The organism is Oceanobacillus sp. HCA-5259 (assembly GCF_037892815.1).
Lineage (GTDB): Bacteria > Bacillota > Bacilli > Bacillales > Amphibacillaceae > Oceanobacillus > Oceanobacillus indicireducens.
Genome location: NZ_JBBKBV010000007.1, coordinates 53,002 through 70,907, shown reverse-complemented (window position 1 = coordinate 70,907; position 17,906 = coordinate 53,002). Strand labels below are relative to the sequence as shown.

The 17,906-nt window shown below is 41.5% G+C and carries 15 protein-coding genes and 1 other RNA gene; 15 read left to right on the top strand and 1 reads right to left on the bottom strand.

Annotated features, from left to right (window positions below):
* Window positions 1-3: 3 nt before the first annotated feature.
* The 8 genes from WKU33_RS06395 (at window position 4) to WKU33_RS06360 (ending at window position 8,280) form a co-directional block, all read left to right on the top strand.
* Window positions 4-252, top strand: a complete 249-nt coding sequence (locus tag WKU33_RS06395; RefSeq protein ID WP_232334348.1) for a glutaredoxin family protein — start codon at window positions 4-6, stop codon at window positions 250-252.
* A 129-nt stretch (window positions 253-381) separates the two neighbouring features.
* A complete protein-coding gene (locus WKU33_RS06390; RefSeq protein WP_336251795.1) occupies window positions 382-1,401 on the top strand; it encodes a sugar-binding transcriptional regulator in 1,020 nt (339 codons plus the stop codon).
* A 61-nt stretch (window positions 1,402-1,462) separates the two neighbouring features.
* Complete coding sequence (gene gap, locus WKU33_RS06385) at window positions 1,463-2,473, top strand: type I glyceraldehyde-3-phosphate dehydrogenase (RefSeq protein ID WP_336251794.1); 1,011 nt, start codon at window positions 1,463-1,465, stop codon at window positions 2,471-2,473.
* Window positions 2,474-2,703: 230 nt separating this feature from the next.
* On the top strand, window positions 2,704-3,885 hold the full coding sequence (locus WKU33_RS06380) for a phosphoglycerate kinase (protein WP_336251793.1): 1,182 nt from the start codon (window positions 2,704-2,706) through the stop codon (window positions 3,883-3,885).
* Between the two features lie 17 nt (window positions 3,886-3,902).
* Window positions 3,903-4,664, top strand: a complete 762-nt coding sequence (gene tpiA / locus WKU33_RS06375; RefSeq protein ID WP_336251792.1) for a triose-phosphate isomerase — start codon at window positions 3,903-3,905, stop codon at window positions 4,662-4,664.
* Window positions 4,657-6,195, top strand: coding sequence for a 2,3-bisphosphoglycerate-independent phosphoglycerate mutase (gene gpmI, locus WKU33_RS06370; protein ID WP_336251791.1), 1,539 nt, complete (start codon window positions 4,657-4,659; stop codon window positions 6,193-6,195). The genes tpiA and gpmI overlap by 8 nt, the downstream gene beginning before the upstream one ends.
* Before the next feature lie 34 nt (window positions 6,196-6,229).
* Window positions 6,230-7,516, top strand: coding sequence for a phosphopyruvate hydratase (eno, locus tag WKU33_RS06365; protein ID WP_340453759.1), 1,287 nt, complete (start codon window positions 6,230-6,232; stop codon window positions 7,514-7,516).
* 188 nt (window positions 7,517-7,704) lie between these two features.
* Complete coding sequence (locus tag WKU33_RS06360) at window positions 7,705-8,280, top strand: nitroreductase family protein (RefSeq protein WP_340453757.1); 576 nt, start codon at window positions 7,705-7,707, stop codon at window positions 8,278-8,280.
* A 262-nt stretch (window positions 8,281-8,542) separates the two neighbouring features.
* On the opposite strand, the gene WKU33_RS06355 is transcribed toward WKU33_RS06360, so the two are convergent.
* Window positions 8,543-9,454 (bottom strand): alpha/beta hydrolase, encoded by a 912-nt coding sequence (locus WKU33_RS06355; protein WP_340453756.1) that lies wholly within the window; start codon window positions 9,452-9,454, stop codon window positions 8,543-8,545.
* Between the two features lie 144 nt (window positions 9,455-9,598).
* Between WKU33_RS06355 and secG the strand changes: the two genes are divergently transcribed.
* From secG to WKU33_RS06320, 7 genes are all read left to right on the top strand, one after another.
* On the top strand, window positions 9,599-9,829 hold the full coding sequence (gene secG / locus WKU33_RS06350) for a preprotein translocase subunit SecG (protein ID WP_340453755.1): 231 nt from the start codon (window positions 9,599-9,601) through the stop codon (window positions 9,827-9,829).
* A 346-nt stretch (window positions 9,830-10,175) separates the two neighbouring features.
* Window positions 10,176-10,922 (top strand): alpha/beta hydrolase, encoded by a 747-nt coding sequence (locus tag WKU33_RS06345; RefSeq protein WP_340453754.1) that lies wholly within the window; start codon window positions 10,176-10,178, stop codon window positions 10,920-10,922.
* Window positions 10,923-10,971: 49 nt separating this feature from the next.
* The gene (rnr, locus tag WKU33_RS06340; RefSeq protein ID WP_340453752.1) at window positions 10,972-13,203 is read left to right on the top strand and encodes a ribonuclease R; all 2,232 of its coding nucleotides are present in this window, start codon (window positions 10,972-10,974) and stop codon (window positions 13,201-13,203) included.
* 105 nt (window positions 13,204-13,308) lie between these two features.
* Window positions 13,309-14,115 (top strand): zinc transporter ZupT, encoded by an 807-nt coding sequence (zupT, locus tag WKU33_RS06335; protein ID WP_340453750.1) that lies wholly within the window; start codon window positions 13,309-13,311, stop codon window positions 14,113-14,115.
* Window positions 14,116-14,188: 73 nt separating this feature from the next.
* Window positions 14,189-14,653 carry an SsrA-binding protein SmpB gene (gene smpB / locus WKU33_RS06330; RefSeq protein ID WP_340453747.1) on the top strand — a complete coding sequence of 155 codons (465 nt, stop codon included), beginning with the start codon at window positions 14,189-14,191 and terminating at the stop codon, window positions 14,651-14,653.
* A gap of 86 nt (window positions 14,654-14,739) precedes the next feature.
* Window positions 14,740-15,099: a transfer-messenger RNA gene (gene ssrA, locus WKU33_RS06325) on the top strand.
* A gap of 484 nt (window positions 15,100-15,583) precedes the next feature.
* Window positions 15,584-17,668, top strand: coding sequence for a copper-translocating P-type ATPase (locus WKU33_RS06320; RefSeq protein WP_340453746.1), 2,085 nt, complete (start codon window positions 15,584-15,586; stop codon window positions 17,666-17,668).
* Window positions 17,669-17,906 lie beyond the last annotated feature (238 nt).

The window sequence follows — 17,906 nt, the reverse complement described above, 5'->3', positions numbered from 1 at the left end:
CTGGTGCATATTATATTTTATACGAAGGAAATCTGTCCATTATGTGACGATGCTGAGGCGTTACTATCCTCTTTTGAAGTCGACTATCCACATACATTAGAAAAACGGGATATTCACTCAAGGGAAGAGTGGCTGGCGGAGTATCAGCTTCAAATTCCGGTAATAGAAATTAATGGTGAACAAATGAATTGTGAAGAAATCAGCTTCAATACAATAGAAGCTTTTCTGAAAAAACATTCGGAGAGAAATTAGGATGAGCTAATTTCTCTCTTTTTAATTCCTTTTAGTTGTAAAAAAATATCTCTATGATATAATCGATATTGTAGAGGGACGTAATTTGACTAGCGTGGACATAAAGTGTCCAGAAGAAGGAGTAGCGATATGAAAGCAATCGTTAATCTGCAGAAACAACTTGTACCAGACCTGCTTCAAGTCTTAGAAGAACGTTACGCAATTCTGCAGAGTGTCAGTCTCTTTCATCCGATCGGAAGACGTGCACTCAGTGAAAACGTAGGATTGACCGAACGTCAGGTTCGTAGTGAGGTTGACTTTCTTCAAGAACAAGGCCTGCTCGAAATTACGAGTAAGGGGATGTATGTTACGAAGGAAGGGAAACGGCTACTGGAAGAACTGACAGATTTTATGGGTGAATTAAAAGGGATTCATGTTTTAAGGGAACGTTTAAAGGAAAAACTATCATTAGACAAGGTAATTATTGTACCAGGGAATAGTGATGGGCAGGAATGGGTAAAACAGGAAATGGGTAAAGCCTGTATCGCCTATTTGAAATCTATTATTACGGCGAATAATACGATTGCTGTTACAGGTGGCAGTACAATTGCAGCGGTTGCCGACGTCATGACACCTCTTAATAAAGAGGAAGATTATCTTTTCGTACCGGCTAGAGGTGCGCTTGGTGAAAAAGTTGAAAACCAGGCGACAAGAATAGCCGAGGAGATGGCAAAGAAGTCCCGCGGTAATTACAGCTTACTTTATGTCCCGGATCCATTAAGTGAAGCAGCATATAAAAGTTTAATGGAAGAGCCGTCTATACAAGCAATCGTGTCCAAGATTAAACAGGCAGACATTGTATTGCATGGTGTTGGGGACGCACTCAAAATGGCGAATCGCCGGAAGACACCACAACACATTCTCGATAAATTAAAAGAGAATGAAGCAATAAGTGAGGCTTTTGGATATTATTTTGACCAAGAGGGTAATACTGTTTACAGGGTTCGCACTGTTGGACTTCATTTACATGACCTAAATGAAATTGGGCATGTAGTGACGATTGCAGGTGGTCAGTCAAAGGCGAAAGCGATCGCGTCCTATTTCGAAGCAGGGAAAAGTGATCTTTTAATCACAGATGAAGCCTGCGCAAGAGAGATTTTAGAAGGCTAAATGCCTTTTAAAAATAAATTTATCAGCAATATATTTTTTATAAATTTAGGGAGGCAATAACATGACAGTAAAAGTTGGTATTAACGGATTTGGAAGAATTGGTCGTATTGCACTACGTCATGCATTAGAACATGGCGAGAACATGGAAGTTGTAGCAGTAAATGACTTGACAGATGCAGATATGCTTGCACATCTTTTGAAATATGACTCTGTACATGGATCTCTAAAAGAAGAAGTGAAGGCGGAAGGTTCAAGCCTCTTCATCGGTACGAAAGAGATTAAAGTATTATCTGAAAGAGATCCAGCAGACCTTCCTTGGGGTGAGCTTGGTGTAGATGTTGTTATTGAATCTACAGGTCGTTTCACTCAACGTGATCAAGCACAGAAACATATCGATGCTGGCGCGAAAAAAGTAATCATCTCTGCACCAGCACAAGATGATGATTTAACAATTGTAATGGGTGTTAATGACGATCAATATGACCCAGCAAACCACCACGTTGTATCAAATGCTTCATGTACAACAAACTGTCTAGCACCATTTGCAAAAGTGTTAAACGATACATTTGGTTTGAAGCGTGGAATGATGACAACAATCCACTCTTACACGAACGACCAGCATACGCTTGACTCACCGCACAAAGACTACCGTCGTGCACGTGCAGCAGCTGCGAATATTATCCCAACAACAACGGGAGCTGCTAAAGCAGTAGGTAAAGTATTACCTGAGCTTAACGGTAAGTTGAACGGTATGGCAGTACGTGTTCCAACTCCAGACGGTTCATTAACAGACTTAGTTGCTGAATTGGAGAAAAATGTAACAGTAGAAGAAGTGAACAATGCGTTCAAAGCAGCTGCGGAAGGTCCAATGAAAGGTGTGCTTCAGTACACTGAGGATCCAATCGTTTCTTCTGACATTGTTGGTAATGCTCACTCTTCTATCGTTGATGGTCTATCCACAATGGTTATGGAAGACAACATGGTAAAAGTTGTTTCTTGGTATGATAACGAATATGCATATGCAGCTCGTTGTATTGACCTTGTAGAACTGCTTAACAGCAAAGGATTATAATTATAAACCGTAATTGTTTTATGTACAAAGGGCGGAGGAGGAAAAGTCATCCTCCTTCGCTTTTTTCATTTTAGATAATCCTATGTACATATTAAATAAAAATCCAATTATTCAACAAAACTCAACGAATCACAAGCGTTTCATTTCCACCTGGTATATAATAATGGATGGAAAGCAAAATATGGAACAATACAATAAAACGTTGCAAAACCATTTGGGAGGTTGATGATTTGAATAAAAAGACAATGAAAGACTTTGATGTAAAAGGGAAGAGGGTATTATGCCGTGTCGACTTGAACGTTCCAATGCAGGACGGGAAGGTAACGGATGATACAAGAATCAAAGCAGTTATCCCAACAATTGAATATTTGACAGAACAAGGTGCCAAAGTAATTTTAGTAAGTCATTTAGGCCGACCAAAAGGGGAAGTAGTAGAAGATTTAAGATTAGACCCTGTTGCTGAACATTTAAGCAACCTGCTGGGTAAAGAAGTATTAAAAGCAGACAAAGTATTTGGAAAAGAAGTAGAAGATGCAGTTTCCCAAATGCCAGAAGGGGGTATTCTTCTGCTTGAGAATGTTCGCTTTGAAGCGGGTGAAGAGAAAAACGATCCAGCATTAGTAGAAGAATTCACTAAGTTCGCGGATATTTTTGTCAATGATGCTTTTGGAACATCTCACCGAGCACATGCTTCAACGGTTGGAGTTGCAGAGAAGTTGCCGGCAGCTGCAGGGTTCTTAATGGAAAAAGAAATTGAAGTACTCGGTAATGCACTGGAAAATCCAAAACGTCCATTCACAGCAATTATTGGTGGAGCGAAAGTTAAAGATAAGATTAATGTAATCGATAATCTACTTGATAAAGTCGACAACCTAATCATCGGTGGTGGACTAGCCTATACATTCATTAAAGCGCAAGGTAATGAAATTGGAAATTCACTTCTTGAAGAAGATAAAATTGATTTGGCCAATGAATTCATGAGAAAAGCGAAAGAGAAGAATGTCAATTTCTTAATGCCTGTTGATGTCGTAGTCGCTAATGACTTCTCTGATACAGCAGATACAAAAATTGTACCTGTAAATGAAATACCGGCAGATTGGGAAGGGCTTGATATTGGTCCAGAAACCCGTGAAATCTACCGTAAAACAATTCAGGAATCTGCATTAATTTTATGGAATGGACCGATGGGTGTATTTGAAATGAATTCTTTTGCGGGCGGTACGAGAGAAGTTGCCGCAGCTCTTGCAGATACAGAAGGATTCTCGATTATCGGTGGTGGAGACTCTGCTGCAGCTGTTGAACAATTTGGCTTCGCTGAGCAGATGGATCATGTGTCAACTGGCGGAGGAGCTTCCTTAGAGTTTATGGAAGGTAAAGTTCTTCCAGGTATCGCAGCTTTAGATGAAAAATAAGTAGGGAGAGTGGAAACATGCGTAAGAACGTAATTGCAGGAAATTGGAAAATGAATAAGACGGCAAATGAAGCTAGAGAATTTGTCGAGGCAATTCGGGAAAAAGTCCCGGCAAATGACAAGGCAGAGGCGATCATTTGTGCACCATTCCCTTATTTACCAGCTTTAGTGGAAGCGACGGAAGGTACAGAGATTAAAGTTTCTGCTCAAAATATGCATTTTGAAGACAGTGGTGCGTTTACTGGTGAAGTAAGCCCGGTTATGCTGAAGGATATTGGTGTTACCCACGTCGTTTTAGGCCACTCCGAACGTAGAGAATTATTTGCGGAAACGGATGAAACAGTAAACAAAAAAACAAGAGCAGCTCACGCGCACGGATTAACACCGATTGTTTGTGTTGGAGAGAGTCTTGAGCAAAGAGAAGCAAATGAAACAGTGGAGCTTGTCCGGAGCCAGGTTACAGCAGCATTGAAAGATTTGTCAGCTGAAGAAATTGCTAAGACGATCATTGCTTATGAGCCAATCTGGGCGATCGGAACAGGCAAAACTGCGTCAAGTGAAGATGCGAATGAAGTATGCCGTGAAATTCGTAATGTTATTAAAGAACTTACATCAGAAGAAACTGCGGATAAAGTAATTATCCAGTACGGCGGTAGTGTGAAGCCGGCAACGATTGATGAATTATTAAGCCAGTCCGATGTAGACGGTGCGTTAGTTGGCGGTGCGAGCCTAGAAGCGGATTCTTTCTTATCCCTTGTGGAGGCAGGTATTAATGAATAAAGAAAATTTAGCAGCACTAATCATCCTCGACGGCTTTGCCTTACGAGATGAAGTGAAAGGAAATGCAGTAAAATTAGCAAACACACCAAACTTTGATCGGTATTGGAATGAATTCCCTCATAATCAATTAACAGCGAGTGGGGAAGCCGTTGGATTACCAGAAGGTCAGATGGGAAACTCTGAAGTCGGCCACTTGAATATCGGTGCTGGTCGTATCGTTTATCAAAGCCTGACTCGAGTGAATATGGCGATTCAGGGAGGCGACTTCTTCCAGATGGAAGCTTTCCTTCAGACCATTCATAAAGCCAAGACAGAACAAAAAGCACTCCATTTGTTCGGTTTACTTTCGGATGGTGGAGTTCACAGCCATATCAGCCATTTATTCGCTTTACTAGAACTGGCAAAAGCGAATGATTTGGAAAATGTCTATGTGCATGCTTTCTTGGACGGACGAGATGTAGGCCCGAAAACAGCTGCTGAATATATCCGTCAAACGGAAGAGAAAATGCAGGAATTAGGTGTCGGGAAGATTGCAACGGTTTCCGGCCGCTATTATTCCATGGACCGGGATCATCGCTGGGATCGTGTGAAGAAAACGTACGACGCAATGGTACATGGGAAAGGTCCATCTTATCAGCATCCGCTCGATGTCGTCTATGATTCCTATGAGCACGGAATCTTTGATGAATTCGTTGAGCCTTCCGTCATCATTGATGAAAATGAAGAGCCAGTCGGCCTGATTGAAGATAATGATTCGATCATCTTCTTCAACTTCCGTCCAGACCGGGCAATTCAAATTACGAAAACATTTACGGATGTAGATTTCCGTGACTTCGAACGTGGTGAAAATGTGCCACAGGACATTGATTTCGTCACATTTACGAATTACAGTAATGACATTAATAGTGCAGTTGCGTTTGGTCCAACCGATTTGAAGAATACGGTCGGAGAAGTTCTATCTGACAACGGATTGAATCAATTGCGAATTGCCGAAACGGAAAAATATCCACACGTCACTTACTTTATGAGTGGTGGACGTCACGAGGAATTTCCTGGTGAAAAACGAATTTTGATCGATTCACCAAAAGTAGCTACTTACGATTTAAAACCGGAAATGAGTGCCTATGAAGTAACGGACGCGTTACTGAAGGAACTTGATGAAGGTAACCAGCAGGCAATCATCTTAAACTTCGCGAACCCGGATATGGTCGGTCATTCCGGAATGCTAGAGCCGACCATTAAAGCGGTTGAAGCAGTAGACGAATGTTTAGGCAAGATTGTCGATAAAATTCTTGAACTCGGTGGTAAAGCAATTATCACTGCTGACCATGGTAACTCCGATGAAGTCATGACACTTGAAGGAGAGCCGATGACAACACACACGACCAACCCGGTTCCGGTAATCGTTACAGAGAAGGGTACGGAATTACGGGACGGTGGAATTCTGGCGGATTTAGCTCCAACCTTGCTTGATTTATTGGACGTAAATAAGCCTGAAGAAATGACCGGTAATTCTTTATTGAAAAAGTAAATTAAAAACAATAGATAAAAGGAGAGAATTGCAAATGCCATACATTACAGATGTTTATGCAAGAGAAGTACTAGACTCCCGTGGTAATCCAACGGTTGAGGTTGAAATTACGACAGAATCAGGTGGGTTCGGTTCTGCCCTCGTTCCAAGTGGTGCATCTACTGGTGAATATGAAGCAGTAGAATTACGTGACGGTGATAAGAGCCGTTATCTAGGTAAAGGTGTAGAAAAAGCAGTAAATAACGTAAATGAAGTTATCGCTCCAGAATTGATTGGGCTTGACGTTACAAGACAAAATATCATCGATGCATTATTAATTGAATTAGATGGTACAGAAAATAAAGGAAAACTAGGTGCGAACGCAGTCTTAGGCGTATCCATGGCAGCAGCTCATGCAGCATCCAGCTACCTTGATATCCCATTATACAATTACCTTGGCGGATTCAACGCAAACGTACTGCCAACTCCAATGATGAACATTTTAAATGGCGGGGAGCACGCAGACAACAACGTAGACATCCAAGAATTTATGATTATGCCTGTCGCAGCTCCAACATTTAAAGAGGCATTACGTGTCGGGGCAGAAATCTTCCACGCATTGAAGAAAGTTCTAGCTGGCAAAGGATTGAACACAGCAGTTGGAGATGAAGGCGGATTTGCTCCTAACCTTGGTTCTAACGAAGAAGCCCTACAGACAATCATCGAAGCAATTGAAGCTGCTGGTTATAAGCCAGGTGAAGAAGTACAGCTTGCAATGGACGTTGCCGCATCTGAAATGTTTGAAGACGGGAAATACAATCTGAAAGGTGAAGGTGTCGTCCGTACGTCTGAAGAAATGGTTGAATGGTATGAGCAAATGGTTGACAAATACCCAATCGTATCTATTGAAGACGGTTTTGACGAGGATGACTGGGATGGCTTTAAGTTATTAACGGACCGTATCGGTGACCGTGTCCAGCTTGTTGGTGACGACTTATTCGTAACGAACACATCCAAGCTTGAAGAAGGAATTGAGAAAGGTATTGCCAACTCGATTCTAATCAAAGTAAACCAAATCGGTACATTAACAGAAACATTTGAAGCAATTGAAATGGCAAAACGCGCAGGATATACAGCAGTAATCTCCCACCGTTCTGGTGAAACAGAAGATGCAACAATTGCTGATATTGCAGTTGCAACAAATGCTGGTCAAATCAAGACAGGTGCACCGTCCCGTACGGACCGTATTGCGAAATACAACCAATTACTGCGTATCGAAGACGAACTTGCAGGTATCGCCGAATACGCAGGAAAAAATGCTTTTTATAACTTGAAAAAGTAAAAAATAGAGGCGTGTCTGGCGCAGAGTTGACGTGCCTACCTCTGGAAACTTATCTATAGCATATGATTTTAAGATTCCTATGAATTAACAAATGTGAAAAATATCCTAGACTTGTTCTGAGTCTAGGATATTTTTGTCTTCTGCTTGGTTGAAGCGCTATAATAAGTAATAACAGGAGGGGAATCGGAATGAATCTATTAGATACAATTAAAGAACGACGCTCCACGCTAAGCTTTAAGCGTGAGAAAATAGAGCTGTCTACGTTAAAAGAAATTTTTACATACGGTTCCTATGCACCAACACATTATATGACTGAGGCATGGAGGGTAAAATTATATCAAGGAGACGGGAAAGAACAGCTCATACGAGCAATTATTGAAAGCTATCAACGCTCAGGCATGCTTCCGAGTGGTAATTCCGAGAAGGCAATGCGTTCGAGGGCATCGATTGCTGATTTTCTATTCACCATCCCTCATCACGCTTTGATTTATTATGAAATCCCCAATGACCCGATTCGAAATGAAGAAGAGTATTCATCGATCGCGGCCTTTATTCAGAACTCCCAGCTCGCTGCTTGGGAATACGGTGTTGGCATGCTCTGGACGATTACACCTTATATGCACGACGAGCAGTTTATCGCGAGAATTGGATTGAATCATGAGAAGCATAAGATCGCTGCTGTCTTACAAATTGGCTACCCGGATAAGACGACAAGGGATAAAGGAAGAACGCCAGTGGAGCAGTGGCTAGAGGTGATTGAGTAGGAAGATAGCAGTGTAGTAAGAATGCTGAAGTTCACTAGCAAATAAGTAAGAAGTGGACCGTTCCCGGTTTCGCTTTGGTCCACTTCACTCCTCTAGTTCACCTTTATCACGCATTAACGGTCTGTAATACCCCCACATCTAAACATGAGGGAAGCCGCCCAAGATGTGAAGGTGGGGGATATACAGTCCGTAAATCCCTGATTCTGTTCAACTAACATTCAGTGGGGAAGGGAAGGAAGCCCCCACTGAATGAAGTTTCACTTTACAATTGTTTCCTAATCCATTGCTCCAAAAAGTCGAACATTTCCTCTTTATTTGTTTCCTGGTGTAATTCGTGCCTAGCATCTGGATAGAGGGAGACAAGCACATCGCTTAGACCGGCTTCGATGTAGCTTTCTGCAGCTTGAAAGACCCCTTTACTGTAATTACCGACCGGATCGGCATCTCCGCTTATGAAAAGCATCGGCAAATCTTTTCTGATCCGTTTGTTGCGCTCCGGGTCTTGCATCTGTAAAATACCAGTCAGCAAATCAACGAAAAAACCGGCAGTTGGTACGTAACCGGAAAGTGGATCCGCGATATAATCATCTACAACTTGGCCGTCCCTTGTGAGCCAATCAAAACTAGTCAGCTTTTGGACGATTTTACTATTATAATTACCGAATACAAGATTGTTCATGAAAGTCGATTCTTTCCTCGGATTTTGAAAAGAGGCAATTTCCAAACCAACTTTACTGCTTCGCTCGGGGAAAAAACCGGAACCAGCTAATACTACTCCGGTAACTTCCTCGGAATAATTCTGAATATAATTTCTTGTTATAAAGGATCCCATGCTATGACCGTAAATAAAAATTGGTAATCCTGTATGTTGTTTTTTCACATATTGTATAAGAAGATGTAGGTCTTCCACCAACAATTCAAAGCCATTTGCTTCCGCGATGAATCCGAGTTGACCTTGTTTCTCTCCCGTTCTACCATGCCCCCGGTGATCATCTCCATAGACGATGAAACCTTTGCTATTAAAAAAGGCGGCAAGCTGCTTGTACCTTGCGATGTGTTCTGTCATTCCATGGGAAATGAGAATAACTGCTTTTGCATCCTTGATATCACTTCCCCAGCTTCGGATATATAATTCACAATCATCTTCCGCGGTTAGCCAAAATTCTTCATTCATATTCTCCTCATCCTCCTAAAGCCCATTATAACGCCCGGATTAGAAAAGAAAAAATAATAAAACTAAGTATTATCTTGCTATGTAAAATACACTTGTGATAAAGTATATAATAGTAATTGTCGTCACGGGAGGTGTCATTGTAACATGCAAATGGCAGTAAATATTTTATTGGTAATCGATGCACTTATTATGATTGTCTTTGTTCTTCTGCAATCAGGGAAAAGTGCCGGGCTATCGGGAGCAATATCCGGTGGAGCTGAACAATTATTTGGGAAACAAAAAGCAAAAGGACTCGATTTATTCTTACATCGTGGTACGGTAGTAACAGGAACTCTATTCTTCCTTTTAGCTTTCTTAAGTGCATATGTTATATAATAATAATTACCCTTATCACGTTTGTGGTAGGGGTTTTTTAGAGAGGTTGTTCAAAATGGTAAAAAGTGACACTTCGAGGAAGAGGAGGTTCTACTAAAACCGTCCACGTCTTGTGGATGGCGTAGAACTCACCACACACATGAGAAGCTCGTTGGCTTGCTTTTTCGCTCCTCATGTACCTACTAACGTACATTCCGGTGCCGGAAGTTCTCGTCACCTCGAAATCGACACAGGATGTGCTAGTGTCGGCGTTAGAAAGACGATTGTGTTTTTAGTCGATCTCAGTCCTTTTTATCCTCTTTTTTGAACATTGTTTTTAGAGTATTGATTGAAAGGGTAGATAGATATGAAGATTAAACAGCCACAACCTTTTACATTTGAAGCAGGACCAAGAGCTGTTCTATTACTACATGGATTCACAGGGCATACAGCGGACGTCAGAATGCTTGGCCGCTTCTTGGAGAAAAAAGGTTACACATCTCATGCGCCAATTTACCGGGGACATGGAGCTCCGCCGGAAGAGCTGATTAAGTCAAATCCGGATCAGTGGTGGGAAGATGTGAATTCGGCATTAAATCACTTGAAGGAACTAGGTTATGATGAAATTGCTGTTGCCGGACTTTCACTTGGCGGCGTGCTTGGCTTAAAGCTTGCTTATTCAACCCAGGTGAAAGGTATAATTTCGATGTGTGCACCGATGTTCTTTGATAATGAGACTCAACTAACACAAGGCTTTGAACTCTTTGCCAAAGAATATAAACAACTCGAACGAAAAGATGAAAAAACTATTGAACGCGAAGTAGCAACTGTCATGGAAGAATCTACTGAAGTGTTCTCTTTATTGAAAGAGACAATTGAAGAAGTAAAGAATAATGTAGACACGATTTACACTCCGACATTTGTTGTCCAGGCTAGAAACGACACGATGATCAATACAGAAAGTGCGAATTATATTTATGACCATGTCGAGGCCGACTTGAAGGATATTAAATGGTATGAGGAATCCGGCCATGTTATCACGTTGGACAAGCAGAAAGATGAATTGCATGAGGATATTTATCAATTCCTTGAGAAGCTTGACTGGAATGTATGATTAAAAAAGTCATGAGCGGTAATAAATATAATGAAAGTAGGTGAGACGAATGAAAGAAAAATTGCTTACATTTTTCAACGAAACGGAGACCCGGCCGTTAAGCATCGATGAAATTGAAGAGAAGCTGGGCATTCAAGAAGCAGAAGAGTTTAAAGAACTAATTAAAACATTGAATAGCCTTGAGGATTCGGGTGAACTCGTCCGCACGAGAAAGAACCGTTACGGCCTCCCGGAGAAAATGAATCTCATTTTAGGTCGGATTCAAATGCATAATAAAGGATTCGCCTTCTTACTCCCAGAAGAAGAGGGGGTAGAAGATATTTACATCAATCCATCTGATTTGAACTCCGCGATGAATGGCGATAAGGTGCTTGTAAGGCGGGAGAAGCAATCCTTTGCAGGCGACCGTGCGGAAGGTGTCGTGCTCCGGATATTGGAGCGGGCGATTACTCAAGTCGTCGGAACGTACGATGATAACAAGAACTTTGGTTTCGTCATCCCTGATGATAAGCGGATTCCCCACGATATCTTCATCCCGAAAGGAAAAGCGAACGGGGCGATTGACGGCCATAAGGTCATTGCACAGATTACGAAGTATCCTGAAGCGTGGAGCAGTGCAGAAGCTGAAATCACCGAGATTCTCGGTCATAAAAATGACCCTGGCATTGATATTATATCCATTATTTATAAACATGGGATAACGATTGATTTTCCTGAAGATGTTTTACAACAGGCTTCGGAAGTACCTGATGAGATTTCTTCCGAGGAGCTCGAAGGTAGAATCGATCGTCGGAATGAACAAATTGTAACGATTGACGGGGCAGACGCAAAGGACCTTGATGATGCGATTTCGGTTAAAAAGCTGGACAATGGGAATTACCAACTCGGTGTTTATATTGCCGACGTCAGTTATTATATTGAAAAAGACTCTCCGATGGATGAGGAAGCATATGAAAGAGGGACAAGTGTCTATCTTGTCGACCGGGTTATTCCAATGATTCCACATCGGCTCTCCAATGGGATTTGTTCATTGAACCCGCAAGTCGACCGGTTGACGATTGGTTGTGAGATGGAAATTACGACAAGCGGAGAAGTTGTGGAGCATGAATTTTTCCCCGCTGTTATTAATTCAACGGAACGGATGACTTATACCGACGTGAATAAAATTCTCGTCGATCAGGATGAAGCGGTACGAGAGAAATATGCCGAACTTGTTCCAATGTTTGAACAGATGGAAAAGCTTGCGGCGATCCTCCGTGGAAAGCGAAAGGGCCGAGGGGCGATTGACTTCGATTTCAAGGAAGCGCAAGTGCTCGTTGACGGCGAAGGGAAAGCGAAGGATGTCGTGCTTCGTGAGCGTTCAGTCGGTGAACGGTTGATTGAGGAATTTATGCTTGCAGCAAACGAAACAGTAGCAGAACACTTCCATTGGCTGGATGTACCGTTCATTCACCGCATCCATGAAGATCCGGATGAGGGAAAATTGGAGAGTTTCTTTGAATTCCTTGCTGGTCTTGGTATTTCGGTAAAAGGAACAGCAAATGAAATCCATCCGCAAGCCCTACAGAAAGTTCTTGACAAGATAAAAGATGAACCAGAAGAAATGATTGTTTCAAAGCTGATGCTTCGTTCCATGAAACAGGCGAAGTATGCTCCAGAAAGTGTTGGGCACTTTGGACTTGCGACAGACTTTTATACCCATTTCACGTCACCAATTCGCCGCTACCCGGATTTAATTGTCCACCGGCTTATCCGCACGTATCTATTTGAGAAGAAAATGGATAGAAAGACGATTGCAGAGTGGCGGGAAGCTCTTCCGGAAATCGCAAACCATACATCCGAAATGGAAAGAAGAGCGGTCGACGCGGAACGGGAAACGGATGACTTAAAGAAAGCGGAGTATATGGAAGATAAGATCGGCGAAGAGTTTACGGGAGTAATTAGCTCGGTAACGAACTTCGGATTGTTTGTAGAACTAGAAAATACGGTAGAAGGGCTTGTTCATGTCAGCTACCTGACGGATGATTATTATCATTATGATGATCGCGCACATGCATTAATCGGAGAGCATACTGCCAAAATATATCGTGTTGGAGACGAAGTGAAAGTAAAAGTGGCCCAGGTAAACTTAGATGAACGGGCTGTAGACTTCGAACTCTTGGAAACAAAGGCGAAAAAAAGACGCCACCAAGGAAACAAACAAGAAATCCCGGCAAGAGGAAAGAGCAAATCTAAAGGTAAATCAAAAGTAAAAAAGAATAAAGGTAAGAAGAAAAAATAAAAAACAGTGGGGAGGCTCCACTGTTTTTTACTATTAAGCTTCTCATGGAACTTTTATGACGCGATTATGTATAATAAAATATGATTATTGGCTGGAGGTGTTGTGATGGATAATGTAACCCTTGCTTTAATTTTTACTCTTTTTGCAGGTCTTGCTACCGGTGTAGGGAGCTTGCTTGCATTTTTTGCTAAAACAACAAATACAAAATTTCTTTCTTTCGCACTTGGCTTATCAGCCGGTGTAATGATTTATGTTTCGATGATAGAAATCTTTTTTCAGGCGAAAGTAGCGCTCGTATCCTCATTAGGTTATACGGAAGGGTATTGGGTGACAGTCCTTGCATTTTTTGGCGGAATGTTATTGATCGGTGTGATTGATAAGCTGATCCCAACTTATTCCAATCCCCATGAAATTAAAAAGGTAGAAGATATGGAGAAACCGGGAAAAGCAATCCAAGACCCGGAACTGATGAAAATGGGCATATTTACAGCGATAGCAATTGGGATCCATAACTTTCCGGAAGGCATTGCAACATTTATTTCAACCCTGCAGGACCCTTCTGTCGGCTTCGCAATCGCGGTTGCCGTAGCTATTCATAATATCCCGGAAGGAATTGCCGTATCTGTACCAATCTACTATGCGACAGGCAGCAGGAAAAAGGCGTTCAAGCTCTCTTTCCTTTCGGGTTTAGCGGAGCCGGTCGGAGCGGTTCTTGCATTTCTTATCCTAATGCCGTTTTTAAATGAATTCGTCATGGGAATCACATTTGCAATGGTTGCCGGAATTATGGTATTTATTTCGCTTGATGAACTCTTACCTGCGGCGAAGCGATATGATGAGGCTCATTTATCGATATACGGCGTTATTGCTGGCATGACGATTATGGCGATTAGTCTGATTTATTTGCAATAAATAAATTCTCATTGGAAAAAACATGATAATCTGATAAAATAAAGGTCTATGCAAGTGATTGGGAGGTGTTTCAATGCCAAAGGGAACAGGAAAAACAATTGCAGTAAACAAGAAAGCACGCCATGATTATTTTATCGAAGAAACGTATGAAGCAGGCATTGTCCTTCAAGGTACAGAAATTAAATCACTCCGGCTTGGGCGGGTGAGTATTAAAGATGCCCACGCGAGAATTATCAATGGTGAAGTTTTTCTAGTTAATCTGCATATCGCAGAGTATGAACAGGGGAATCGCTATAACCATGATCCAACCCGTTCTCGTAAACTTCTCCTGCACCGTAATCAGATTGATAAATTAATCGGGCTTACGCAACAGGAAGGGTATACACTTGTCCCGCTTAAAATTTATATTAAAAATGGCTATGCCAAAGTGCTAATCGGTCTTGGAAGAGGGAAGAAAAAGTTCGATAAGCGAGAAGATATGAAAAGGAAACAAATGAAGCGGGATGCGGACCGGGCGTTAAAGGAATACAATCAGTAAGCTTAAATTGGTCCCTTTGCATTATTACAAGTCTGTGTTATAATAAGTATAGAGCTTGGGACTCCCCCGAGTGTTCTCATTTATATGGGGACGTTACGGATTCGACAGGGGTAGGTTGAGCTCAGGTTGCGCGTCGAGGTTACGGCTCGTAAAACGTAAACGCCTATAACTGGCAAAAACGAAAACTACTCTTTAGCTGCTGCTTAAGCAGTCCTAAAGGATCCTTCCTACAATAGCCTGTGTTGTAGATAGAAGGGTCTCAAACTCAAGCAGGCTGGACTGACTTCCACCGTCTGAGGATCGTCAGTCGAGATGAATCAGACTAGCTATCACAAAGCCTGTTGATAGGCCGAGTGAATAGTGAAATACGAATATATCAACTACACGCGTAGAAGCCTGAGTGGCAATATCTCTGGACGAGGGTTCGACTCCCTCCGTCTCCACCAATACATATGTTGGTGGTTTTTTTATGCATAAATGAGACTTCAAGCTTGCTTCGTGCACTGCAGAAAAATTAAAATGCCATAAAGTATGAAAACGAAACCATCATTCCCTACGAAATGATGGTTTCATTTATACCTAGATTAAAAGTGTGTAAGCGCAGTCAAAGGAGCGGAGAACATAGGTTAGCAAAAATAAACACATCTACAACTACCATTCAATTGCTTCGGTCTGCTCTAAGTCAATATCCTGATAAGAAAACGGTTGTTTAAGGTGAAATTGTTGTCTTTTCGATCATTGGAATGTAATATGGCTGTAAAACGTGATTTAAAGGCGGTAATTTTTCTATAAAACAAAAATGCACAATTTTGTAATATTTATTTTAGTTTAATAAATACTAAAGGGGGGTATCGTATGTTATGATTGAGATAAGGAAGATGGAATAAGTTGCATAAAGTGAAACTCACTACGAGACGGGGAGTGAAAACAATGGGAAATCAAGGTAATGGGAAAAACAAACACCATCATGAACATAGTTTGCATGAAGAACATGAGAACCACGGACACACCGCACACGATGATCACGGTCAGCATGGCCACGGTCATGGTGGACATGGTGGTCATGCGGATCACCATGAACACATGATTGAAGATTTTAAGAAAAGATTCTGGGTATCCTTAGTTTTGGCAATACCGATAACCTATTTATCACCGATGATTCAAATGCTATTCAACTACGAAGTAACCTTTACAGGAAACATGGTATTATTATTCGTCCTTTCAACAATCGTCTTCTTCTATGGAGGTAAACCGTTTTTAGCTGGAGCCTGGGATGAAATAAAAGCGAAAACACCTGGAATGATGCTGTTAATCTCCCTAGCGATTGTAACTGCCTACGTTTATAGTACGTTAACAGCATTCTTTATCGCAGGAAGTGACTTTTATTTCGAGGTTGCTACACTGATTGTTATTATGCTGTTAGGTCACTGGGTTGAAATGAGATCGGTCATGGGTGCTTCTAAGGCACTGGAAGAATTGATTAAACTGATGCCAAAAGAAGCACATAAGATTGATGCTTCCGGAAACATTGTCGAGGTATCTGTTGAAGAGTTATACCCTGGAGATGAGATTCTTGTGAAATCTGGCGAAAAAATACCGCTTGATGGAGAAATCTTTGAAGGAGAATCTACTGTCGACGAGTCCCTGTTAACAGGTGAGTCTGTTCCAGTTGAAAAAGGACCGGGTATGGATGCAATTGGTGGATCGGTTAATGGGGATGGCGTAATAAAAATCAGAGTAAATAAAACCGGAAACGATACGTATTTAGCTCAAGTCATCCAACTAGTAAGTGATGCGGAAAGTACGAAATCAAGAGCACAAGGATTTGCAGATACTGCGGCAAAATGGTTGTTCTATGTAGCTGTAGTGTCGGGAATCATTACGCTTCTATGTTGGGCTGTAACAAGTGACTTTGAATTTGCATTAGAACGAATGGTTACCGTTCTGATCATTGCTTGTCCGCACGCACTTGGCCTTGCAATGCCATTAGTTACTTCACGATCAACATCGATTGCTGCGCAGAACGGTTTGTTAATTCGGAACCGGATTCCATTTGAAAGTGCTTGGAAATTGGATCGTGTTGTTTTCGATAAGACAGGTACACTTACAGAAGGAAACTTCGGTGTTACGAATATTCATCCAAGCAACAATGTAAGTGAAGAGGAATTATTGAAATTGGCCTATTCCGTTGAGACACAGTCCGACCATCCAATTGCTAAAGGGATTGTGAAAGAAGGGAAAGCGCGCAATTTAGAGCGATACGACGTTACAAATTATAAAAACCTAACCGGTAAGGGATTGACTGCTGACGTGAATGGCTCAGAAATTGCAGCGATCAGCCCGGGAGCAATGCGGGAGAATCAAGTTGACTTCGATGAAGAAACATATGATAAGTTAGCACAACAAGGTAAAACAGTAATTTTTATATTAAAGGATAATGAATTACAAGGCATGATAGCATTAGCCGATATCATTCGGGAATCCTCTTATGACGTCATCAAAGAACTGAATAACCGTGGCATTGAAACGGTGATGATGACTGGGGATAATAGCCGTGTCGCAAACTATGTCGGTGAACAACTTGGCATGTCAACGGTTATTGCAGAAGTACTTCCACATGAGAAGGCCAGTAATGTGAAACAATTAAAAGAGGATAATAATAAAGTTGCGATGATTGGTGATGGAATCAATGATGCACCCGCCTTGGCTGAAGCAGATTTGGGTATTGCAATAGGAGCGGGTACAGATGTTGCTATCGAAACGGCAGATGTTGTTTTAGTAAACAGTAACCCGGTTGATATCCTGAATATTGTAAAGCTCTCCAAAGCAAGCTATAGAAAAATGATCCAGAACCTGGGATGGGCATCGGGGTATAACATATTAGCAATTCCACTAGCAGCAGGTGTATTAATCAATTTTGGTATTCTAGTGACCCCGGCCATTGGAGCTGCCGTTATGTCACTAAGTACGATAATTGTTGCAATTAATGCTCAATTACTGAAGATTGATTATTGAACGAGGGAGGGCAAGACAGTAAATGTTTTGCCCCATTTTCTTATTGTTGAAAGTACGTTAGGGGATAGATTTTTCCTCCTTGTACATACCACTTCTCGTGTAATTGAATCATACTACAAAAAATCTAATATGCCAAAAAGAGCCATTCGCAAAATAATGTTTATGGCTCTTTTATTATGGGCAATATGAACAATAAGCGGGAAAAACCTTGTGAACGATTATATAAATTGTTAATATA